Origin of the sequence: Lactobacillus sp. ESL0785 (genome assembly GCF_029395455.1) — a bacterium.
Taxonomy (GTDB): Bacteria; Bacillota; Bacilli; order Lactobacillales; family Lactobacillaceae; genus Lactobacillus.
Window position 1 is genome coordinate 113,266 of sequence record NZ_CP113916.1, and the last position, 22,868, is coordinate 136,133.

The 22,868-nt window shown below is 38.0% G+C and carries 23 protein-coding genes and 1 other annotated feature; of the genes, 7 read left to right on the top strand and 16 right to left on the bottom strand.

Annotated elements, in window-relative coordinates:
• Positions 1 to 63 precede the first annotated feature (63 nt).
• The 3 genes from htpX to OZY43_RS00560 form a co-directional block, all read right to left on the bottom strand.
• Positions 64 to 960 carry a zinc metalloprotease HtpX gene (htpX, locus tag OZY43_RS00550; protein ID WP_277166290.1) on the bottom strand — a complete coding sequence of 299 codons (897 nt, stop codon included), beginning with the start codon at positions 958 to 960 and terminating at the stop codon, positions 64 to 66.
• A gap of 18 nt (positions 961 to 978) precedes the next feature.
• Positions 979 to 1,539: a LemA family protein gene (locus OZY43_RS00555; RefSeq protein WP_277164959.1), complete on the bottom strand. Its 561-nt coding sequence runs from the start codon at positions 1,537 to 1,539 to the stop codon at positions 979 to 981.
• Between the two features lie 105 nt (positions 1,540 to 1,644).
• Entirely contained in the window at positions 1,645 to 2,745 is a 1,101-nt protein-coding gene (locus OZY43_RS00560; RefSeq protein ID WP_277164961.1) for an SLC13 family permease, read from the bottom strand.
• A 184-nt stretch (positions 2,746 to 2,929) separates the two neighbouring features.
• On the opposite strand from OZY43_RS00560, the gene OZY43_RS00565 reads away from it, so the two are divergent.
• From OZY43_RS00565 to OZY43_RS00580, 4 genes are all read left to right on the top strand, one after another.
• Complete coding sequence (locus tag OZY43_RS00565) at positions 2,930 to 3,334, top strand: iron-sulfur cluster biosynthesis family protein (protein WP_277164963.1); 405 nt, start codon at positions 2,930 to 2,932, stop codon at positions 3,332 to 3,334.
• Between the two features lie 157 nt (positions 3,335 to 3,491).
• Positions 3,492 to 3,632, top strand: a complete 141-nt coding sequence (locus tag OZY43_RS00570; protein WP_109917899.1) for a hypothetical protein — start codon at positions 3,492 to 3,494, stop codon at positions 3,630 to 3,632.
• 108 nt (positions 3,633 to 3,740) lie between these two features.
• On the top strand, positions 3,741 to 4,658 hold the full coding sequence (locus OZY43_RS00575; protein ID WP_277164967.1) for an HNH endonuclease signature motif containing protein: 918 nt from the start codon (positions 3,741 to 3,743) through the stop codon (positions 4,656 to 4,658).
• 60 nt (positions 4,659 to 4,718) lie between these two features.
• A complete protein-coding gene (locus OZY43_RS00580; RefSeq protein WP_277164969.1) occupies positions 4,719 to 6,620 on the top strand; it encodes a BspA family leucine-rich repeat surface protein in 1,902 nt (633 codons plus the stop codon).
• A gap of 56 nt (positions 6,621 to 6,676) precedes the next feature.
• Here OZY43_RS00580 and OZY43_RS00585 read toward each other — a convergent pair whose 3' ends face one another.
• Entirely contained in the window at positions 6,677 to 8,101 is a 1,425-nt protein-coding gene (locus OZY43_RS00585; RefSeq protein WP_277164971.1) for an SLAP domain-containing protein, read from the bottom strand.
• 22 nt (positions 8,102 to 8,123) lie between these two features.
• Positions 8,124 to 9,068, bottom strand: a complete 945-nt coding sequence (locus OZY43_RS00590; protein WP_277164973.1) for an SLAP domain-containing protein — start codon at positions 9,066 to 9,068, stop codon at positions 8,124 to 8,126.
• A 112-nt stretch (positions 9,069 to 9,180) separates the two neighbouring features.
• Between OZY43_RS00590 and OZY43_RS00595 the strand changes: the two genes are divergently transcribed.
• Positions 9,181 to 9,465 (top strand): AIM24 family protein, encoded by a 285-nt coding sequence (locus OZY43_RS00595; protein ID WP_277164975.1) that lies wholly within the window; start codon positions 9,181 to 9,183, stop codon positions 9,463 to 9,465.
• Positions 9,466 to 9,561: 96 nt separating this feature from the next.
• On the opposite strand, the gene OZY43_RS00600 is transcribed toward OZY43_RS00595, so the two are convergent.
• From OZY43_RS00600 to OZY43_RS00620, 5 genes are all read right to left on the bottom strand, one after another.
• Entirely contained in the window at positions 9,562 to 10,311 is a 750-nt protein-coding gene (locus tag OZY43_RS00600; RefSeq protein WP_277164977.1) for an amino acid ABC transporter ATP-binding protein, read from the bottom strand.
• The gene (locus OZY43_RS00605) at positions 10,311 to 11,924 is read right to left on the bottom strand and encodes an ABC transporter substrate-binding protein/permease (protein WP_277164979.1); all 1,614 of its coding nucleotides are present in this window, start codon (positions 11,922 to 11,924) and stop codon (positions 10,311 to 10,313) included. Before OZY43_RS00605 ends, OZY43_RS00600 begins: the two co-directional genes overlap by 1 nt.
• A 346-nt stretch (positions 11,925 to 12,270) precedes the next feature.
• The gene (locus OZY43_RS00610) at positions 12,271 to 13,428 is read right to left on the bottom strand and encodes an ArgE/DapE family deacylase (protein WP_277164981.1); all 1,158 of its coding nucleotides are present in this window, start codon (positions 13,426 to 13,428) and stop codon (positions 12,271 to 12,273) included.
• A gap of 24 nt (positions 13,429 to 13,452) precedes the next feature.
• A complete protein-coding gene (locus OZY43_RS00615) occupies positions 13,453 to 15,063 on the bottom strand; it encodes an ABC transporter substrate-binding protein/permease (RefSeq protein ID WP_277164983.1) in 1,611 nt (536 codons plus the stop codon).
• A gap of 433 nt (positions 15,064 to 15,496) precedes the next feature.
• Positions 15,497 to 16,129: a DNA-3-methyladenine glycosylase gene (locus tag OZY43_RS00620; RefSeq protein WP_277164985.1), complete on the bottom strand. Its 633-nt coding sequence runs from the start codon at positions 16,127 to 16,129 to the stop codon at positions 15,497 to 15,499.
• A gap of 44 nt (positions 16,130 to 16,173) precedes the next feature.
• Here OZY43_RS00620 and OZY43_RS00625 point away from each other — a divergent pair, with 44 nt between their 5' ends.
• On the top strand, positions 16,174 to 16,533 hold the full coding sequence (locus tag OZY43_RS00625) for a DUF488 family protein (RefSeq protein WP_277164987.1): 360 nt from the start codon (positions 16,174 to 16,176) through the stop codon (positions 16,531 to 16,533).
• Here OZY43_RS00625 and OZY43_RS00630 read toward each other — a convergent pair.
• The 5 genes from OZY43_RS00630 to asnA all read right to left on the bottom strand — a co-directional run bounded on the left by OZY43_RS00630 (position 16,528) and on the right by asnA (position 20,435).
• Positions 16,528 to 17,307: a TerC family protein gene (locus OZY43_RS00630; protein ID WP_277164988.1), complete on the bottom strand. Its 780-nt coding sequence runs from the start codon at positions 17,305 to 17,307 to the stop codon at positions 16,528 to 16,530. The two genes, OZY43_RS00625 and OZY43_RS00630, sit on opposite strands and share 6 nt — an antisense overlap.
• Positions 17,308 to 17,799 (bottom strand): methylated-DNA--[protein]-cysteine S-methyltransferase, encoded by a 492-nt coding sequence (locus OZY43_RS00635; RefSeq protein ID WP_277164990.1) that lies wholly within the window; start codon positions 17,797 to 17,799, stop codon positions 17,308 to 17,310. It abuts the gene before it with no gap.
• A complete protein-coding gene (locus tag OZY43_RS00640; RefSeq protein ID WP_277164992.1) occupies positions 17,799 to 18,503 on the bottom strand; it encodes an NAD-dependent protein deacylase in 705 nt (234 codons plus the stop codon). Before OZY43_RS00640 ends, OZY43_RS00635 begins: the two co-directional genes overlap by 1 nt.
• A 445-nt stretch (positions 18,504 to 18,948) precedes the next feature.
• On the bottom strand, positions 18,949 to 19,266 hold the full coding sequence (locus OZY43_RS00645) for a hypothetical protein (protein WP_277164994.1): 318 nt from the start codon (positions 19,264 to 19,266) through the stop codon (positions 18,949 to 18,951).
• Between the two features lie 155 nt (positions 19,267 to 19,421).
• On the bottom strand, positions 19,422 to 20,435 hold the full coding sequence (gene asnA / locus OZY43_RS00650) for an aspartate--ammonia ligase (RefSeq protein ID WP_277164996.1): 1,014 nt from the start codon (positions 20,433 to 20,435) through the stop codon (positions 19,422 to 19,424).
• Positions 20,436 to 20,489: 54 nt separating this feature from the next.
• Positions 20,490 to 20,729: a binding site (T-box leader), on the bottom strand.
• Positions 20,730 to 20,852: 123 nt separating this feature from the next.
• Between asnA and OZY43_RS00655 the strand changes: the two genes are divergently transcribed.
• Positions 20,853 to 21,338, top strand: a complete 486-nt coding sequence (locus tag OZY43_RS00655) for a hypothetical protein (RefSeq protein WP_277164998.1) — start codon at positions 20,853 to 20,855, stop codon at positions 21,336 to 21,338.
• Between the two features lie 51 nt (positions 21,339 to 21,389).
• On the opposite strand, the gene cls is transcribed toward OZY43_RS00655, so the two are convergent.
• The gene (gene cls / locus OZY43_RS00660; RefSeq protein WP_277165000.1) at positions 21,390 to 22,847 is read right to left on the bottom strand and encodes a cardiolipin synthase; all 1,458 of its coding nucleotides are present in this window, start codon (positions 22,845 to 22,847) and stop codon (positions 21,390 to 21,392) included.
• Positions 22,848 to 22,868 lie beyond the last annotated feature (21 nt).

A 22,868-nucleotide genomic window follows, 5' to 3' on the forward strand; every position in this document is an offset into this window, starting at 1 on the left:
GACTAACCAAAAAAACAGATCAAGTTTTCTAACAAAGAATTCTTGATCTGTTTTTTAGATACATTACATTTTTTCTAAACGCTTAATGCGGTCTTCTGTTGGGGGATGACTGTCAAAAAGATGAGAAAATCCGTGTTTTTTATGTAACGGATCTGCGATATACATTCCGGCACTGCTAGGATCTGCCTTTTTCATTGGCTTACTGCCAGCGATCTTTTTTAAAGCTGAAATCAGGCCCTGTGGGTTGCGTGTGAGGTCAACTGATGAAGCATCGGCTAGATATTCACGATTACGTGATAAAGCCATCTGCGCCAAACCAGCACACAATGGTCCTAAAATAAGGACAAAGATAATCGCGATGATTTTAAAAATCAGCACAAGATTATTATTATCATCGTTATCATGACCGCGGTCATCATCGAACCACCAAATATAATGGCTAGCAATTCCCGATAAGTAAGAAATAACACCAACAAGGACTGCAGCAACAGTTGATAAACGAATATCGTAATTGCGGATATGGGAAATTTCGTGACCCAAAACGCCCTCAAGTTCTTCGCGGTTCATCATTTTGAGTAAACCTTGGGTAACAGCAACGGCGCTATGTTCAGGATCACGACCAGTTGCGAAGGCATTAGGACTGGCATCGTCAATAATATAAACACGCGGCATTGGGACGCGACCGACAAGTGCCATATCTTGAACAATGTGCCAAAGTTCTGGCTCTTCTTGTTCATTAACTTCGCGAGCGTGGTTCAAGCTCATTACCATGTTGGCCGGATCGCGCATTACAATGAAGAGATAAATAGCGCTAATAATGAGGGCGATTATCATACCACCCCAAGGACTGTTACCAAAAAGATAACCTAACCCTGCACCAGCAAGTGCTAAAATTACCGCAAATAAGATCATAATTATGTAAGTTTTGCGTTTGTTGCGGGTAATTTGTTGAAATAACATCATTTAACGACCTATTGTTTAAAACTTAACCTTAGGCACTTCTTTTTCAGCTGCACTAGCTTCCAAGTAATCAACTTTCTTGAAGCCATGGATACTAGCAACTAAATTTGATGGAAAGGTTAATAGCTTTTGATCATATAAGGCTGCAGATGAATTATAAAGCTGCCGTGAATATGCAATCTTGTTTTCGGTGTTGGTTAATTCTTCTTGCAGTTTCATAAAGTTCTGGTTAGCTTTTAAATCAGGATAGTTTTCCTGCAAAGCAAAGATTGACTTTAAGGCATCCGAAATTTGATTAGATACTTTAAGAGTTTCTGTTCGTTCCCCTGTTGGAATGTTAGTTAACTGATTACGTAGTTCAACAACGTGTTCTAAAGTTTCTTTTTCGTGTTTTGCATAGCCCTTAGTGGTTTCAACTAAATTGGGAATTAGATCGTTGCGCCGCTTTAATTGCACGTCAATTTGGCTCCAGGATTCGTCCGTGTAGACCTTGGCTTTTTGCAGTCCATTATAGATAGTAATATAAATTCCAATTAATAAAATAATGATAATTAAAATTATCCAAGTTAATGTTGACATAGGTTAAACCTCCTGATAGATATTGCTTAATTATAACTGATTATTGTCTTTTTGGGTATTAAAAAAAGATGCACTTGCGCATCTATAATAGTTTAATTGCCCTTTTTAAATTAGTAGTAACAGCCAGCCGGTAATTGTTAAGATGAATAAACCGATAAACTGCATCATGGACCATTTCTTGAAAAATTCATTTCTTGAAACAGTTGCGTTTTGAGTAAAAGTCTTGAGTACCAGCATGTTAGCCATAGAGCCAATTGGTGAACCAAAACCGCCAATATTAGAGCCTAAGAACAATGCTTCAGCGTAAGGTGTGAACTTACCAACTAAGATAGTTGCGGGTACGTTGCTAATGATCTGACTTGATAAAATGGAAGTAAAATACGTTGAACTTTCCGAATTGATCATTGTATGAATAATGGCAACTACAATCGGAATTTGTTGGATATCGCTGATAAAAATAAAAAAGCAGGTAAAAGTTAATAACAGAGCGAAATCAATTTTAAGTAAAATTCGCGGATTAATTAACAAAGCTAGAATAATTGCAGCAAGCATCGGCCATACAATATTAACTACTTTGAAGACACCCAAAAAGAAGAAGCCGAAGACAACGGTTGTAATAATTGTTGGTCTGACACTAATTGTAATTTGTTTACTTTCTTGTACCGGAATTTGCTTGCGTGGAATAAAGTGAAAGATAACGAAAGTAATGACTAGTGAGCTAAGTAGATAAGGCAGCGACCATGAGAAGAATTGCAAAGCGCTGACAGAGTATTTACTAACTAAAAAAATATTGTGTGGGTTACCCCAAGGTGTAAAAGCAGCACCAATATTTGCTCCCATGCCGATTAGGGTAACGGGTAAAATTTGTGGTAGGTCGTATTTTTTAGCAATATTCAAATAAAGTGGAATTAATGTAAGCGCTGTTATATCGTTGCCGAGAAACATCCCAGCAATTATCGCTAGTAGTGTAAACAAAATGTTCAGCTTGCGTGTATTGTCAGCGATACTGGTTAATTTGTACGCCAAAACGTCGAGGACGTGTAAATAAGCGTAGATTTGAATAATAATTAGCATCGCGGCGACTGAAAATATGGTATGTAAATTAATATCTCCAAGCCGCGGCCTAGCAAAAAAAAGGCTTATAATTGTTACTACAGCAGTAATCTGTAAGATTCTGTCATTGAAAATTTTCTTGAAGACGGTCATAAAATGTCCCCTTTCGCAAGTTACAATCATCTATAGCTATACCTCTATTTTGAGCTTTTTTTTCGTTGTGTGCAACGAAAAATTTTGGAACATGAAGAAAGCATCAGTGATAAACAGAACTTTTGCTTTCTTCATCATTAATATACTATACTTTAGTAAGTAGTAAGAACAAGGGGGATTTACAATGAGTAATACCAAAAATGTAAAAATGAATATTAAACCCGAAGCTGCAAATAAGATTAAGAGTCACATTAAACATGGTCAAGTCGTCTTGCTAGCATTAAATGATGGCTCTAATCAATATTCAAAGATTGGTGGTACTTGTACTATTGGTGCCAACTTTCAATTTGTAATTTTGGATCAAGTAGACCCGAAGTTCACAATTACAATTAAGAACAATGCCGACATAGATCTATTCACTAGTCCAGCTGAAATGCAATATTTGGATGAAAATTTAGTTGTTGCAGAAAAGAATGCAATAATGAGTTTAGCTGATGATAGTGGTGTGATTGATGGCGCGGTTACGATTAATGTCTATGAACCAGCAAAAGTTACAAAAAAAGATATGCAAGAAGGCAAAACTTGCTAATCATTAATTAAAGCTATTTTAGGAAGCAATCTGCTAAGAAGTAGGTTGTTTTTTATTAGGTTATAATCAGTTGCTGGTAGTATCAGACCTTGCTTCATTAGCCTTAACGTGGTAAACTAAATAAGATTTTCGAAAATCTGAAAGGAAGTATAGTACTATGCGTAAAGGTGAAAATTACAACACTGGTTGTGAACCAAACCAAAGACCTAAGAACAAGAGAAACGGTAAGAAGCGTGTTGCCCACGTTGCAGCTGTTGTTGCTTTCTTGAACAAGGCCAAAGCAGACGAAAACAAATAGTCTGATCAAAATAAAATTAAAAGGCAGATTACGAATTGTAATCTGCCTTTTTTTCTTGTCTTAAGTTGAGTAAAATGGAATTAATAAATGAGTTGAAGGAGTAGGAAAGTGAAATTTCAGTGCAGCAGCTGCGGCTTACGCATAAATTCAGTACATTTTAAACAACAAGGCTTGATGAACCCTAAATTGACGAGTATTTGTGATATTTGCTTGCAAAGAGGGCAAGATGCCAATGACTTTGCTAATTTGGCGGTACAGACTTTTGCTCAAGGGTTGTTGTATACCTTTGTGGGTAAGTCGATGGCTGATAGTGAGCATGATTTTCTAGTAAATAAAAAGGAGCATCGCAAGCGTTATGAAGCCTTTATTCAGGATTATGACGGCAATAGTTTAGCTCAGCAGCAATTATCCCGTCATGATTTTAATGCAGCTGTGATTGCTAGTGAAAGCGGGCAAACTGATTTTGTGCCGCAGATTGATTTAACTTTTGCTGAAAACTTAGAGCGACTGGGCTTGCAAGTTAACTTTCAATTAAATGAAGTGGACTACATTGACCGTGAACGCATTCGGGCGAAGTATCATTATCGCTGCCAGTACTGCGGTCGCCGCGGACGCAGTGTGGATCATAAAGATCCGGTGTCACTGTCGCACAACAATGATTTTGCTAATTTGATTTTGTCGTGTCAAGAATGTAATAAAATTAAATCCAATATGCCGTATGACTTGTTTACTAAGTTAAATGAGCAGATCAAGCCAATTAATCAAAAGTTAGTTAAGTATGAGAATGCATTGGCAACGCTTCAAGGTGAATTTGAAGAACGTCGACGTAAGTTGGCAGCTACAGCTCATTTAAAGGGGGTTGTTAATGATCCAGAATTAAATGCGCTGCGCAAGCAGAATAAGAAATTGCAAGACGCAATTGATAGCTTAGCCAGCGATTATCGCGAACTTCGCTTGTTGCGTGAGCAGCATTTTATGACCGGATGGAAATTGGCTGAAGAACAGAAAACCCCTGATATTATTTAGTAAATTTATGCCGATTAGCTGGTAAAATACTTATAATCATAGGTAAAAGAGGCAACAATAATGAAGCTAAAAATAAGAAAATTAGAACTTTGCTTGGCAGTAACATGCCTAGGCTTGTTGGGATTAGCAAACAGTTTGCCTGTGTCTGCGGTTGAAACTACTCCAACGCCTGCCAATTCATGGGCTTGGAATAATGCTATGTGGACAGGGACGGATGGTGATTGCACTTGGAGTTACGATATTGTTTCTAAGACTTTAACAATTAGTCCCGGTCAAAATGGTGCTCAGCTTTCAAGCACACCTCTTACAAAAAAGCTGTCAGGAATCAGTGACGTAAAACATCTTGTATTTGCAGGACCAGTTAAATTGGCGATTAATTCAGGAAATAAATTTAGCGGCTTAGGTAAGCTGCAAACAATTACGGGTCTGAATCAAATTGATACAAGCCAAGTGGTTAACATGTCTAATATGTTTGCTCAAGATCAGAATTTGCAGAGTCTAGATTTGAGTAGTTGGGATACAGGGCGTGTAGTTAATATGGCGGGGATGTTTACTCAAGATTCAAGTCTGGCTAATCTAAACTTGGCAAATATTAAGACTGATCAGGTAACAAACATGTCTAATATGTTTAATGGCGATAGTAAATTAGCGCAACTTGATCTAAGTAAATTTGATACTAAGCGTGTAACTAATATGCAGATGATGTTTGCCGGAATTGGTGTGGCAGATCTGAATCTTAGTTACCTGAATACCAGTAATGTTACTAGTATGGCCGGAATGTTTGCGAATGCTAAAACAGTGAATATTAATTTATCTGGCCTTAATACTAGTCGAGTGACAAATATGGCTGGCATGTTTAATGGCGACCATAATTTGGTTAAACTCGATATGTCTAATATAGATACTAGTCACGTGACAGATATGTCTAATATGTTTAATGGCGATAGTCAACTGTCACAACTAGATTTAGTTAAATTTGATACAGGTAGTGTTACAAATATGTCTAGTATGTTTGCAGGGGTTAAACCTGCAGAAATCAATTTGCATAATTTAAATACTAGCCATGTTGTTAACATGAGCAATATGTTTAATAAAGCAACGTTTACTAAGTTAGACTTAGAACATTTGAATACCAATCATGTTACAAACATGTCAGGAATGTTTGCTAATGCTGATATTGCTCAGTTAGACTTAGAACATTTTGATGCTAGTCATGTTCTGGATATGTCGAGGATGTTTGAAAGTGCAAAAATTGCCAATTTAGACTTAAGGCAATTAAATACCAGCTATGTTACAAATATGTCTCGCATGTTTGCTAATTTTGCCAACTTAAGTCAATTGGACTTTGGCAAATTTGATACTAGCAATGTCACTAATATGTCAGGGATGTTTGCTGAAAATAAAAATATTACAAGTTTAGATTTAAGTAATTTAAATACCAGTCAAGTGGTTGGCATGGGTAGAATGTTTAATAATGATACTAAGTTAAAGCGACTTAATTTACATCATTGGAATACTAAAAACGTTACAACAACTGAAAACATGTTTACTAATTGTAGTAGTTTAACTAAGCTAGATCTTAGTGATTTTAGATTACCTAAAGTAAATGTCACCGCAGGAATGTTTCAATATGATTATAAGTTGAAGCAGTTAGATTTAAGTCATTTTAACAAGAATAATAATAGTATATTGACTGATGCAGGTTCTACTACTAGATTTGCAGTAAAATTGGGCAATTACCAGTTGAGCAAATATTCGGGATTTGGTCAAGGATACAAGACTATTCAAGCTGTTGGCAAGGGTACAATCAATCATCCTCGCGGGAAAAAATACACGGTTAAGCAAATATTGCGATTATATCGTAAGTCTAATAAGCATCGGCCAGTAGAAACATATGTGATGAAAAAGGGGCCTAAACGCCAAGCGCCTAAAAATATTTCACTGGTTGTAAGTCATAACTAAGATATTAAGGTAGATAAAAACACTAGTAATCTCGTTGATTACTAGTGTTTTGTTTTTTAACTCCATGGTTCAAAGTATAATTCACTTAATTGATCTTCAGTTGTTTTAAGTAGCCAAGTTGCTTCTTTAACTTCACCACGGCTAGCTGTAGTTGATCTAATAACGCTTGCGGCAATTGCTAGAGCATTATTGTAATTTTGCCTTAAGCTAGCATCAGTATATGCGTTTGCTAAATTATCTGCAAATAGTTGCCGGAGCTCTTGTTTATTTGTATCTGTTGCAATGACATTATCAGCTTTAGCATCCTTAGCATTATTGAGGCTCGTTAGTTTAACACCACCAGTAATTTTTATGTCGCTTGCTTTGACAAAGCTGTTGCTGTAATCAGGAACTGTTTCATCTGCGGTTTGATCTGAATCTGAGTGCAGTATGTGGTAGAACAATTCAGCTTGATGATCGTGTTCTACCCAAAGATAGAGTTTAGCGTCGACTGTGGGCTGATTATTATCTTTAATTATAAGGGCTTGAGCTGTTGGAGACCCATCTACTTTGTAAGTTGTAATTTGGTTACCGTTAATGGGTTTAAAATAAGTATAAGCCATGTCATTGTAATTAGTAATTGGCAGGTCATTTCTAATCTTGATATATCCTTCATCAATATATTCCTTAGGATAGTTATGTAAATGATAAATATAGCCATCAAAATCTTCTGCCCAAGGAGCGACTGCCATGTCAATTTTGACTTTTTGCCCCTTAACTAATTTATGATTTGTTAGTCCGTTAGAAATGGTTTGTGTACGGCTGCTTTTGATGACAGTGGCATAGGTAACACCGTTAAGGCGGGCAATTTCACCGTTAATAGTACCGACATTTTGCGCATTGACATAAAGATGATTTTTCAAAGAATAATAGTCGTGACCTTTAATTCTTTTGGTTGGCAGATAAGCATATTTATTAGTACCTGTATAATAAAAATATTTAGGACAAGTCTTCTTCTTTTTAACTTTGCCAGCATAACTGATAATTGAGTCAGCAGCTAGTTCTTTTTTAGTTTGATGACCATTTTTAGTGTAGAGCTTTGATTTATGATTCAGAGTTAGCTTACCTTTTTTAATGTTTTTACCGTTCAGGGTAAGAACATTAGCTGCCTTAATATAGGCGTTCTTGGCAATCTCGTAATATTTTTGACCTTTAATGGTAATCGTTTTGCCAGTAAAAGAAGTTGTTGGCGTAGTGTCGTTGCCATCGAAATAGTTATAGCCATTCACGTCAGTATCAGTAAACAGATTCTTGGCAATTTGGTCATAATAACGGTAACGTTTGCCGCTTTTTTTATAAATGTAGGGACTACCGATAAAACCTAATTTATCTTTTTCTACATGTGCGGCACTAGTGATTTGTGTTGGAACAATCGTAAATATCGGACTAATGCAAAGTAAAGCGGTCAGTAGTACTATGGTTAATTTTCTGATTAATTTCATTATTATGCCTCACGGATTATCTTTAGATAGAGTCTTTAATTAATTTTCCTTTGCCGACGATGTAATAAGGCTTGCCTTTGACTTTAATAGGATCACCGTATGTGTGGTAGGGCGTATGTGCCTTAATTTGGCCTACTCGTTTACCACGATAATTATAAACTGGAATTGGCTTATCTTGCCATTCAGTTTCTAAACCAGTAACGTTGCGAACAGGAACGTAGAGTTTTTGTCCAACTAAATAAAAGTAGCGTCCTGATGCAACGTGAATGTTGTTATCTTCGTCAGTTTTGTGAATTTTAACACGGGAACCGGCTTTTAAAATTAGTCCATTTGTGCGATGCCCCTTTTCATCATAGAGATATGTGCTGTGCATCACGCGCTTGTTAGTTTTGGTAATTTTAATTTGCTTGGTAACTTTTTTAAGAGGAGCAACAGGCAAAAAGTGATTGTCATCAAGCTCATAGTAGTCATGGCTATTAATTTTCTTCGTCTGAAGTATATTAGCAATTGATCCCTTTTTAAGCTGTAAATCGTTAATTCGCCGACCTTTTTTATCGTAAAGATAGCTGTCATGATACAGCTTAACTTGCTTAGTACCGGCAATGTTAACAGTAACGTTAACAGATTTAGTTGTTCCGTCTGGCAAGGTTACTGTGACTGTGCCCTTACTTAAGCCATTATATAAAGTAGAAGGCTTTTGGTACCATGAAAATTCTGTCCCATTTGGCATTGACTGCCAATTGGCAATGCTTAATTTGGCATAATTAGTATCGCCAGCTAAGGTTGTATTTGTAGGAATAGTAACTTCTTGACCTGGTTTTTGTGCGATAGGATTAGCAGCACTAATTTCGTCAGCAATACTCAATTCATCAGCGGCTGTGATTTGTTGAGTAGATTGATAACCAATAATTATTAAAGCTAATCCAGCAATGATTTTTATTGAAAAGTGAAAATTCCTTTTTTTCATAATTTATCCTCATATTTTAATTTTGATTATAGCTAGCATAATTCTTTGGTAAGACATTGTAAAGAAGTTAAATAGCTATGAAGCGATCAGACAAAAGGGTCTTTCGAAAGCTGTGGCTGGCAAAACTGGTGGCTTTTTAATTTTACATACCAAAGGAACAGGTAAATCATTGATTAATGGGACCGGTAATATCGTTAAAATGAAACTTACAGAAGATAATAACTTCCAAATTGATAATGTCTTGGCTTGGGAAGATTTGCTAGACTATCAGATTGAATCAGCTAGTGGTTCATTTGGTTTTATGTCTAGAGAAGGCTTAGTTAAGAAGAGAGAGGTATTACTACAAATATGTGGAACTATATGTCGTATAAAGACGGAGCACCTGCATCTAGATTGAATAAAAATTTTCCATGATGGACATTTAATTAATAAATAAGAAAGAATGATTAAAGCAAAAATAAAAAACCTGTCTGTTAATAGACAGGTTTTTAAATTAACTATTTTGGAAATTACGTAAGAACTTCGCTGTTTTTTCATTTTGTGGGTGGTTAAGCAGCTGGTCAGGACTACCTTGTTCGGCAATAACACCATCGCTGATAAAGAACACCTGATCAGAAACATCGCGGGCAAAAGCCATTTCGTGAGTAACGATAATCATCGTTAAACCAGTTGTGGCGAGGTCTTTCATTACACTGAGAACTTCACCAACCATTTCGGGGTCAAGGGCACTAGTTGGTTCATCAAATAACAAGATTTCAGGATCCATTGAGATGGCTCGGGCAATAGCAACCCGTTGCTGCTGACCGCCAGATAGTTGTTTTGGTCGTGCGTTAATGTATTCAGCCATGCCGACCTTCTTGAGGTTAGTAAGAGCTACCTTACGCGCTTCTTCTTTTGATCGCTTTAAGACAAGTTCTTGACCAACCATACAGTTAGCAAGCACATCTTTATTTTCAAATAAGTCGAATTGTTGGAACACCATGCCAACTTTAGCGCGGTAGATGTTGCGGTTATATCCGGGTGCTAAGACATTTTCACCGTGAAAATCAATTTCACCAGCACTAGGTTCTTCAAGCATGTTAATGCAGCGCAAAGTAGTTGATTTACCACCACCAGAAGGACCAATGATAGTGGCGATTTCACCTTTTTTAATATCAAATGAGATATCCTTTAATACTTGGTGATTACCAAAGGATTTTTGAATATGCTTTAAACTTAAAATAGTATTATTTACTTCAGTCATTAGTTATTAACCTCCGTCTTCTTTGACCCAACTACTTGAACTTGGTTGGCCATTAAATTATAGTTTTTACTGCCTTCAAGGTGCTTTTCAATCAAGTTGAAAATTCTAGTAATCGTGAAGGTGAGGATTAGGTAGATAACCGAAATTGTTAGGTAGGTTGGGAAGAACTTAAATGTTTGACTGGCAATTGTAGTCCCAACAAAGAACAATTCGGAAACAGAAATGATACTTAATACAGAAGTATCCTTGATATTAACGATAAATTCATTAGTAATTGATGGCAGACAATTTCTGATTGCTTGCGGTAAGATAATATGCCACATCCGTTGATTGTGGGTCATTCCTAAGGCACTGGCAGCTTCGAATTGACCTTCAGGGGTTGAAATGATGCCGCCGCGGATAATTTCAGCCAAGTAAGCCCCAGTATTAATAGAAACAATTACTAAAGCGGCAATTGTCCGGTCGATGTTTAGGTGCCAGAACTGGGCGATACCGTAGTAGATTACGGCAGCTTGCACCATCATTGGTGTACCCCGGAAGATTTCAATATAAACAGATAACAGCCAATCAATGAATTTTAACAGCCATCTCTTGCCGCGGGTAGTTGGCGTCGGAATTGTCCGGATAACACCGACAGCTAAACCGATAAAGAAACCAGCGATAGTACCGACTGAAGCAAGCAGCAAGGTCATGCCAATTCCGCTGAGAATCATGCCACCATATTGCTTCCACATAGAAACAAACCAGTTTTCTTGTTTACCCTTTTTAGAATTATCAGTTTTGGGCTGCTCTTTAACAGCTTCGTTCATCAACTTAGTTCGTTTTGAATTAGGAACAGTTGCTAAAATTTGGTTAACTTCCTTAAGTAGCTTTTTGTTAGGTTTTGCAATCCCGATGGAAGTAACGGATTCATCTTTAGTGGCGTGAAAACCAGGCATTTTGCTAACGGGAATAGCTTTAATATCAGGATCAACCATTTTGAATGAAGTTGCTTCAGTATCTTCAGCAACATAACCGTCAATAGTTCCGGAAATCAAACTTTGCCGCATCGCCGCAAAGTCACGCATAGCAGGTTGCTTTTTAGCGCCAGTTAATTGATTGATTAATTGGTAATGAAAAGTCCCTTGTTGAGCAGTTAATTTGGCACCCTTAAAGCCAGTTAGGCTTTTAGCATTAGCATATTTACTGTTCATCTTAGTAATGACTACAAATGTACTGCGCCGATATGGCTGTGAGAAGTTAATTGCCTTTTCACGTTCTGCTGTTGGGCTCATCCCAGCGATGATTAGATCAGCTTTGCCGCTGGTTAAGGCCGGAAGCAGTCCGTCCCATTCAGTTTTGAAAACAACTACTTTTTTGTGTAATTTTTGGCCAATGATCTTGGCAATTTTGACATCATAACCATTAGCATAAGTGTGTGAACCGTCGATTGGAACTGCCCCGTTAGCACTGTTGGTTTGCGTCCAGTTATACGGCTGATAGTTGGCCTCCATGGCAACTTTTAAGACGTTGTTGTTTTTGGCGTAAGCAGTATTAGAATGAAAACTTAATCCTACTGTTAAACCAAGCAAAACCGCAATCAATGCGGTGAACCATTTACTTTTTGACTTCATTTTAAAACCTCCAAATTGTTTTAAATAAAGCCAATACAATAAAGCGTAAATAAAAAGCCTCGCTATCTTGCAAGACAACGAGGTTATAATTGATCATATTTAGACAAATCATATAGCGCTCCCCGGGGACGAACCGGGACAGTCTGCAAGATCTGTTCTTGCAGCCCAACGAAAAAATGACGCAAATCAAGATTTCATTTCGGCGGTAATTCTTAGCTCAACTTTCTTAGCGTTTGCGCGCTCCCATTGAGTTTGTAATTGTCGCGACCTCTATTGCATTGGAAATTATTTAACTTAGTGAGAATGATAGGCTAAAAGCAGGGGTTTGTCAACTGCTTTTCTACCATTATTTAGTCAAATATTTTTTAGCAAATTGTTCATAAAATTCAGTTGCTTGTAAATAATCAGGAATGTCAACGTATTCGTCAACTTGGTGACAGCTATCATTGCCAGGTCCTAAAGTAAAGATAGTTGGCGGTGTTGGACTGTTAACAAATTTGGAAGCATCAGTAGTTCCAGATTCGGTGACTAATTTTGCTGGTCTGTGCAAAATATTAGTTAACATTTGTTGAGCTGATTGGACGTATTGATTAGAAGTATCACCAGAAACAGCTTCACCTAAATAATCATATTGCAATTCAAACCGGTGTTGCGGCAATTTACTAACTTCAGTAACAGCACTTTCCAACACTTTTTGAATTTCGGCAACTGTATAGAGCGGATTAATGCGAATATTACCGCGAGCAACGACCTTGTCAGGCATACTGTTAATCTGATCACCGCCTGAGATCATCGTAATATTATGTAGTACAGGTCCAAGTTTGGGATCAACCCGTGGTAAGTGGCGCAATTTTTGATTGGCTAATTGAATAAAATCGGCCATGTTGTCGATAGCATTGAGGACACCTAATTGAGCTGAGTGGGCAACTTTGCCGTAAGCAGTGATTGTGTAATCAATGTCGCCGTTACTAGAATAAGAAATGTCGAGGTTAGAATCTTCACCGATGACTAAAACATCTAAGTCATCAACAAAACCTTCTTTGGTTAATTCTTCAGCTCCCCATTGACCAGTCTCTTCACCAACGGACAGTAACAAGCGTAACTCACCAGATAGGGGAATGTTTTCTTCTAATAAAGATAATAGGGTACCAATCATTCCCGCAAGGCCACTCTTCATATCGGTTGTCCCACGGCCATACATTTTAGTGTCATGGTCGTATAATTTTCCAGAAAATGGCTCATCACGCCAAGCTTTAACGTTGCCAAGGTTGACGACATCCATGTGACCGGAAAAGCCGAGCTTGAAGTTGCCATTAGTTGGACCAATTGAGATTACCGCACTTTCACGGTCGCCTTGATAGGGCACACGTGTAATCCGTACCCGATCACCAAAAGGTGCAAATAACTTAGTCACGTAATCAACGACTTGTTTTTCATGGTCATCAATGGTTTCAATTTGAATTAAATCTTGCAATAACTTGATTTGTCTATCTCTATCTAACATATTATTCCTTTACTTTACAGATAATTATTTGTCTTGGGTGCCAACCTGAACCTGGTTGGCCATTAAATTATAGTTTTTACTACCGTCAAGATGCTTTTCAATTAAATTGAAAATTCTGGTAATTGTGAACGTCAAAATTAGGTAAATTGCGGAAATCGTCAAATAAGTTGGGAAGAACTTGAATGTTTGACTGGCAATAGTTGACCCGACAAAGAACAGTTCAGAAACAGAAATGATGCTCAATACTGACGTATCCTTAATGTTAACAATAAATTCATTGGTAATTGACGGCAGACAGTTTCTGATAGCTTGTGGCAGAATAATGTGCCACATTCTTTGATTATGAGTCATTCCCAACGCACTAGCGGCTTCAAATTGTCCTTCAGGAGTTGAAATAATTCCACCGCGGATAATTTCGGCTAAGTAAGCACCAGTATTAATGGAAACAATGATTAAAGCGGCTACAGTGCGGTCAATGTTTAGGTGCCAGAATTGGGCGATACCGTAATAGATAACGGCAGCTTGAACCATCATTGGCGTGCCGCGGAAGATTTCAATATAAACGGCCAGCAACCAATCAATAAATTTTAATCCCCATCTCTTGCCGCGAGTAGTTGGGGTTGGGATGGTGCGAATAATGCCGACAAACAAGCCGATAAAGAAGCCGGCAATGGTACCGACAGCTGCAAGCAGTAGGGTCATGCCGATCCCGCTCATAATCATGCCGCCATATTGCTTAAGCATGGAAACGAGCCAGCTTTGCTTTTTACCATTTTTGCCTTTCTTAGAATCAGTTTTTGGCTGCTCCTTGATGGCTTCAGTCATTAGCTTAGTTCTCTTAGATTTCGGAATTGTAGCTAGGACTTGATTGACTTCTTTGAGAAGCTTCGGGTTAGTCTTGGCAACACCAATTGAGGAAACCATCTGTGCCTTAGTGACGTGGAAACCTTTCATTGGGTTAAGCGGTACAGCTCTAATGTCGGGGTCAACCATCTTGAAGGAAATCGCTTCGGTTGAGTCGGCAATATAACCATCAATCGTGCCGGAAATTAAACTTTGCCGCATAGCTGAAAAGTCCTTCATATTAGGCTCTTTTTTAGCTCCGGGCAACTGGTTAATTAATTGGTAATGGAAAGTTCCTTGTTGGGCAGTAAGGCGTGCACCCTTAAAGTCAGTTAGTTTTTTAGCATTAAGATACTTGCTGCCAGCCTTGGTGACGACAACAAAAACGCCGCTCCAATAAGGATTAGTAAAATTGATGGCACGTGCCCTTTCAGGTGTTGGGCTCATCCCGGCAATAATCAAGTCGGCCTTGCCACTGGTCAAAGCTGGTAAAAGTCCGTCCCATTCGGTCTTCATAACTACTACTTTTTTGTGTAATTTTTGCCCAATAATCTTAGCAATTTTAACGTCATAACCATTGGCGTAGGTGTGAGAACCATCAATTGGTACCGCCCCATTTGCATTAGTAGTTTGCGTCCAATTATTCGGCGAGTAGTTCGCCTCCATTGCCACTTTTAAGACACTACTGTCTTTTTTGGCAGCACTAGTTGTGGTATTAGTCAGGCTAATACTACCAACTAGTACAAATAAAACTGCCAAAATTGCAATTAACCATCTGTTTTTTGACTTCATTTTAAAACCTCCAAAATGTTTTAAATAAAGCCAATACAATAAAAGCGTAAATAAAAACCTCATTGTTGTACAAAACAATGAGGTGATATTTGATCATACTTAAACAAATCATATAGCGCTCCCCGGGGACTAACCGAGACAGTCTGCAAGATATGTTCTTGCAGCCCAACTGCGAATTTACGTTGGACAAATTCGCAGTTTCGGCGGTAATTCTTGAGCTAATCGTCATGGCATCACGCGTGCTCTGATTAGGTTTGTAATTATCGCGACCTCTATTGCATTGGAAATTATTAACTTGATGAGAATATTATAACAATTTTTAATGTTTGTCAAATGCTTTTTAATAAATTAATTAATAATAGGGACAGGGTTAAGCAAAGATGTAAATTACATTAATTCTTAATAATTGGTGTTTTTTCATTTTTTAGTCTACTTATTGCCAGCCGTTATCTGTCGATAGATCGCGCTTTTTCATTCGGGAAACGTAAGGATTGCCGCTGACGTAATAACGCAAAGGCTTCTGTGCCCACTCTTGGTCAGATTGGTTAATTCCGATTCGCGGACCAGCAATAATTTTAGCGGCATGCCTTTTATGAGTATTATCGAGGTCAATGCTAAACGGCGAATCAGCTAAAAAGTGCAGGTTCCAATGTTTATCATGAATGCCGAAGGCCTGCATCATTTTGGCAGGTCCATTGGTTAGTAAAATGCCGTCTTTGCCATTGCGATTAGTAATCATCTGGTCAATGCCCCATCTGGGCTCGATGGCTCTGATTAAAATCCCTTGTGGCTCGTCCAGTTCTTGGGTGGCAACGTCAAAGAAAAAATATTGTCGTTGGCTGTAAATATAAATAGTACTGCCAGCACGATATAGACCTTCGTTAGCTGGGCTGCGGCGACCGCCATAGGAATGTGCAGCGCGATCACGAACACCTAAATAGGCTTCAGCTTCAACGATGTAGCCGCCCATTAGGTGGTTGCCGTCATTGTAAGTTAACGGACGACCGATTAGGTCAGCGGTGATTTTGGCGGTAGAATTGTTAGTAAAATAAGTTGAATAATCCATGTTTCTTTCTAGAATAAGATATTAAAAATAAAGAGGAAATAATAATGACAGAAATTAAACTAATCCGAATTTATGCTCATGAGCAACCTGAAGGTTACCGGATTTTAGTTGATCGTTTGTGGCCGCGCGGGATCAGTAAAGTTAAGGCTAATCTTGATGAATGGGCAAAGGAAATAGGTCCAAGTACTAACTTACGCAAATGGTTTAATCATGATGATAACAAGTTTGCGTCTTTTAAAGATAAATACCTTGCTGAGTTAGAACAAAATCCTGCGATGCCGCAATTTTTAGCATTAGTGAAGACGCAATTATCTAAGCAAGACGTCTTATTTTTATATGGTGCTAAAAATAAAGAGCACAACCAAGCAGTTGTACTCAAGGAATATCTTGAACGCCAATTATAATTTGTGGCCGTGCTTTTTAATCCGCCAAAAGTGAAAGATAATAGTTAAGATTAAAATACCAAAGACGATTGATGCAAACACAGTATTTGGCAGTTCATAATTAAGTGGTGGCAGTGATAGCAGCAGTTTTAGTGCAATAATGCCAATTAACACATAGGCCATTGGCTGCAGTTCCGGGATAATATCCATTAATTTGATAATAACTTCGGCTACGCCCCGCATGCAGAGGATACCAATCATGCCGCCGATGAGGACGATAACTGGATTATTGGAAACAGCTAAAGCTGCAAGAACAGAATCAATTGAAAAGACGATATCCATTGCTTCAATTGAAATCACAGTGCGCCAGAAAAGGGATAAAACGTGTTTGCCTTTTTTTGCCTTGTGTTTACTGAGTTTAGCTTCTTCAGCCTTTTCTTTGGCTGCTGCTTTTTGTGGGTGCCGTTGATCGTAAAAAAATTTAAACGCTAAGTAGAACAGATAGATACTGCCGGCTAATTTAATTTCCCAAAAGTTGATTAAGTAAGTGCCGATACCAATGACAATAAAGCGAAAAAGATATGCGCCCCACAGACCGTAAAATAGGGACTTTTCCTGTTGCTTTTTATCGGGCAAGATTTTGGTTTGAGCCGCTAAAACCACAGCATTGTCAACGGATAATAAACATTCCATTAAGATTAATGTGAGAATTATCATCCAATCTTTGCCACTGGTTAGAACGTGCAGCCAATTGCTAGCACTGAAAAACGGCGCATACATTTTAATAATCGACATCTAAAAACTCTTTTCTAAATTAATCAGGTGCTTTTTGTAGTCCATACCCAAACGATATTGCCCGCAAGTGCCATCAGCGTGAATTACTCGATGACAAGGAATGAAAAATAATACTGGATTCAAAGCTACGGCATGAGCAACTGGCCGTATAGCACTGGGCTGGTTAATTGCTTTGGCCAAGTCTTGATAACTAATGGTTTGACCATAAGGAATTTGCCTTACTTGGTTAAGCACTTTTTGCTGCCAAGGAGTAACTATTGGGCTGATACTTAACGGTAAATCAAATTCTTGCTGATTTCCAGTTAAAAATTCAGCTAATTCTCGAATATAGGGAGCAAGTCTTGCTGGAGCATAGAGCAACTTTTCTGTTGGATAAAAATGACTGATTGGTAAAGTGGGCCAGCCTTTTTGCCCAACATAGGTTAAGCCGTCTTTATTTGCCATTAACTCAAAAGTTACATGGTCAATGGTCAAATCGGCATAGTAAAGCATTAGATTTGTTCAAAAACGTCCAGTGCATCCGCAATGATTGCAGAAATACCAGCAGCTGGAATTTCAGTCTTATTAATTGCCCAAACTTTAGCGCCATTTTGCCGGTATGATAATAACTGAGCGAACGGATAAACGACGAAGCTGGTTCCAGAAATAATTACTAAATCAGAATTTTGCATTGCGTTAACGGACTTAGATAAATTATCGCCGTTGATGGCTTCACCATAAAGTACGATGCCGGGACGAATGATGCCGCCGCAGTTTTCGTGGCGGAAACTTTTAGCGTATTCGGCGTAAGAAACAGGTTGGTGGCATTTGGTGCAGTAGATGTCATAAAGACTGCCATGAAATTCCGTCACGTGCTGATTGCCGGCTTTGGTGTCAAGATGGTCAACGTTTTGGGTAATTAAATCACCTTTTTCGTTGCAAAGCTCAGCGATTTTTTGGTGAATGGCGTTAGGCTTGGCATCAGGAAAGTACATGTTGTCCATAACGAATTTGTAGAAAAAGTCGGGCCGATTATAAAGGGTAGTGTCACTTAAGATCGTTTCAGGGCTTTCAGACACGCCGTCATAGATTCCGTTTTTTGAACGATAGTCAGGGATGCCAGAATGAGTAGAAACGCCGGCACCTGTTAAAAAGGTAATGTGCTGGGCTTGGTCAATGTCGTTTTTTAATTCAGTTATTTGTTTTGGGTCAATCATGTTTTCACAGCTTTCTTAAAAATAATTTACTATCTGTAGTTTACTACAATGTGGTTCCAATGAACGAGTTTAGTAAGGTAGATTAAAGCTTTTGAGTTTTTAAACCAGACAAATATTATTTAACAAATTCAACTCTACCTGAGGCCCACATGGTGTAGAAAAACAGGATTATACAAATTATTGCTGAAATAACTAGTCCTAAAATTATAGCAATGAAGGAGTTGATGTTCTTTCTTTGAAAGAACGTAGTTAATGTGTCCATTATATCTAATAAATAAAGTCCCAAAACTACCGTAGAAAAATTAAATAGTTTAAACCACGGGCAAATCAAAATTAGAAGTAACTCTACTACTGAAAAAATCTTTACCCATTTATATACCTTAGGGGATAATAATTCGTACTTAGTTTCTTTATCTTTAATCATTGTTAACTCCGATGTCTAAATTTATTTAACAAATTCAACTCTACCTGAGGCCCACATGGCATAGAAAAATAGGATAGCTGAAGTTATCATTCCTAAAGCGAATGCAAGCAAAATAGCAATAGGACCAATAATTCGATGCTTTTGAAAGAAAGTAGCCAGTGGGTCTACTAAAAGTATCAAATAAGTTCCAATCAAAGATACGCTAAAATCAAACAATTTGAACCATGGAATAACTAAAATTCCAAGTAATACAATTATCGTGATTAACCACGCGAATTTATATCCTTTGGGATTTAAAATTGCTTCACGCATAGTGCCCTTGTATTTGTCTTTTACCATCGCTAACTCCAGTCATGTATATACTGCATACATTTTTTATATTTTAATAGTATATAAAAGAGGCGATATATATTCAAGTTTGTTTTTATTAGTAGAATTAAGCAAATTAAAATACACGACCCCGGTAAACTATCGGGATCATGTATTAGCAGTTTTTATAATAACGGAATATCGTGTTTGGCACATTCAGTGACCATATCTTTAGGCCAGATGCTGGCTTGGACTTCACCAATATGTGCCTTACCTAGCAGCAACATGCAGAGCCGGGATTGACCAATGCCGCCGCCGATTGAATAAGGTAGTTCACCCTTGAGCAGCATTTGGTGGAATGGTAATTGTTCACGGTCGCGGCAATCAGCCTTTGTTAGTTGCTCGTGCAGACTTTCAGGGCTAACCCGGATCCCCATTGAAGAAATTTCGATTTTTTGTTTAAGCGGTTCATACCAGAAAATCAGGTCACCGTTTAATTGCCAATCATCGTAGTCAGGGGCACGACCATCGTGTGGCTTACCACTGCGATTTAATTTGTCGCCGATTTTCATAATAAAGACGGCTTTTTCTTCTTGAGCAATCTTATTTTCCCGCTCTTCAGGACTAATGTCGGGCCAACGATCTTCTAATTCTTGGGTAGTAATAAAATGTACTTCGTCGGGCAAGCGATAAGTAGAGGCTGGGTAACGTGCAGCACATTCAGCTTCAATTTGTTTGATGGCGGCATAAATCTTGTTAACAGTAATTTCCAACGTATCAATGGTGCGATCTTCTTTACTAATAACCTTTTCCCAATCCCATTGGTCAACGTAGATTGAATGGAAGTTATCCATGTCTTCGTCGCGGCGAATAGCATTCATATTGGTATAAAGCCCTTCGTGCATGCCAAAACCATATCTCTTCAAGGCCAGTCGTTTCCACTTGGCAAGGGAATGAACGATTTCAATGGTGTCATCCTTCGGCATGTCTTTAGCGTCAAAGGCAACAGGACGTTCAACACCATTCAGGTTGTCATTAAGACCAGTGTCTTTTTCGACAAACATTGGTGCAGACATCCGTTGCAGGTTGAGCTTTTGCGCCAAAATTTCTTGGAAACGTTCGCGAATAAAAACAATTGCAGCTTCGGTATCGCGAATTGTTAAAGTTGGGTGATATTTTTCTGGTAAAATCAAAGTCATAATTGTAACCTCTAAAATTTCTGGCAAAGAAAAAGCCCTTTGTCCTACTATTATTTATAGGACGAAAGGCTTTTTCCGCGGTACCACCTAAATTGCTCAAAATTGAGCCAACTCATGAAACACTAACATGCTTCACCAGCGTGGTAACGTACTGGGGACGCCGCGACCTACTTTTAAAATTTCAGTGCGGTGCTAAAAGTGTTTTTCAATAATTCAGGGTTTTACCGCATTTCCACTAGCTGCGGCTCACTTGTAAGAGTTAAATTATTTACTCGTCTTTATCATTGCATTTAAATTAATGATATTTAACAACAATTTTCATAAAATTGCAAGTAAAAATTAATTATATTCTATTTAGCTCACGAAAAAGGGCTACTCTGTTATAATAATAAAGAATAGCTAGCGAGGAGAATTTTTATGGCAGATTCATTATTTTCATATCTTATTTTGGATGCTGTTTTGCTTAGTTATACTTGTTATAGTTGGTATTGGCAGGCAAGCATTGATTTGAAAGGACATTACCGGATCTCTTCAATTATTTGGTCAATCGTTATTATTTGGATTGGTTTTAGTTGGGAACTAATTGAAAAAGGAGACACGGGTTTGAGCTTGTTTCTCGCAATCTTTTTAATTATTGGCATCATTGATGGTGCTACAGGATTAGCGCCGAAAAGAGCAGTTGTTTCAGGCTACTTTAGGCGCACGATAGCTTATTCTGATGTTGCAATGGTTACTTTAATTAAAGTTCCCAATCCGAAGAAAAAGACGGTTATTTGTATTTTAACTACGAATAAGCACCGGCAGTATTATCTGCGCTTTTCCAAAAGTGTGACTCAAATAGTTGAGACGTTGAAAGAACGAATACACCATAATGTGCGGATTGAAGTACAAGATATTTTGTAAAGTGAATAAATAAAGGCTGCTAAGAATTAAATTCTAGCAGCCTTTTATTTGTTATAAAATCGGCGATAACATTCGTGAAAAAGCTTGTAAAGTCCGCAGCCAACGTCCTTCTTGAGCAATCATCTTTGGTGTGAGTAAAGTGGAATTTTGCATGTCTTGTTCAAAAGTTTGGGCAACTTCACGGGTAAAGTTCTTATCATAAAAAATTGCGATATCTTCGAAATTAAGGTCATAAGAACGATAGTCTTGATTCATTGAACCAACAGTTGCGAAGTCATCGTCAACGACGATTGTTTTAGCGTGAATAAAACCATGATTGTAAATGTAAATCTTAACACCATAACGCGATAATTCGTTAGCATACCATTGGGTTGCCCGGTAGATAAAGGGATGATCTGGTTTACATGGAATCATAATTCGTAAGTCAACACCTGACATGGCGATTGTTTGTAAGGTGGCGAACATCGCGTCGTCGGGAATTAAGTAAGGTGTTTGCAGCCAAAGGCGTTTTTTGGCAAGTGACATTAGGCGCATAACACCATTGCGCATATTAGCATTGTATTGATCAGGACCGTCGGACACAATTTGTGTGGCCACGTCACCGGGATGAATTTCATTTTCGTCTAAATCAGGGAAAAGTAGGTGATTAAAGGTAATTACTTGCTCTTCTTTTTGAATCGAAGCATTCCAATCCATCACAAAACGTTCCTGTAATAGCAGTGATGCAGAACCAACAATTCGAACCTGACTGTCGCGCCAGTAACCGAATTTCTTTTTACGATTTAAATATTGATCGCCAATATTAAAGCCGCCAGTCCATGAAATTTTGCCATCAATAACAACAATTTTGCGGTGTAAATGATAGTTAATCCGGTAACGAGTGATCATGTTGCGTGAGGTTACAAAAGGCAGAACTTGGCCGCCGACTTGACATAATTGATTGAACCAAGACTTAGTTGCTCCCATTGACCCCCAAGCATCGTAGAGAACGCGGACAGCCACTCCTGCTTGCGCCTTTTTAATCAATAAATTGAGAATCTCATTGCCAATTTCATCATTATAAAAAGTATAGAATTCGATGTTAATTGTTTCGTGTGCGTTCTTAATATCACGAATAAGATCGGCAAACATTGCTTCGCCATCAGTATAGAGCTTAACCTGATTGTTTTTACTAAGAGGTGATTCTCCTTGGCGGTCAAAAAAGTGAATAATCATCTTGGCCTTATTGGAAGTATCGGAAGCGCTGATTTTTTTTGGTGCTTTGGTGATTGATTTTTGCACATTGCGCAGACCAATATGGTGCTGCTTATTAATAGCAAAAATGTTTTCTTGTGAAATTCCGCGGCCAAAAAAGCCGTAGAGAATCATCCCAATAACAGGAAAGACCAGTAAAATAATTAGCCAAGCCCATGTAGTTGAAACTGAACGTCGCCGATGAAAGACAATATAAAAAGCTAAGATAGTATTAGTAATAATGATAATATGTATGATATCACGAAGCAGGGTCACAGAAATCCTCCAAAATATTAA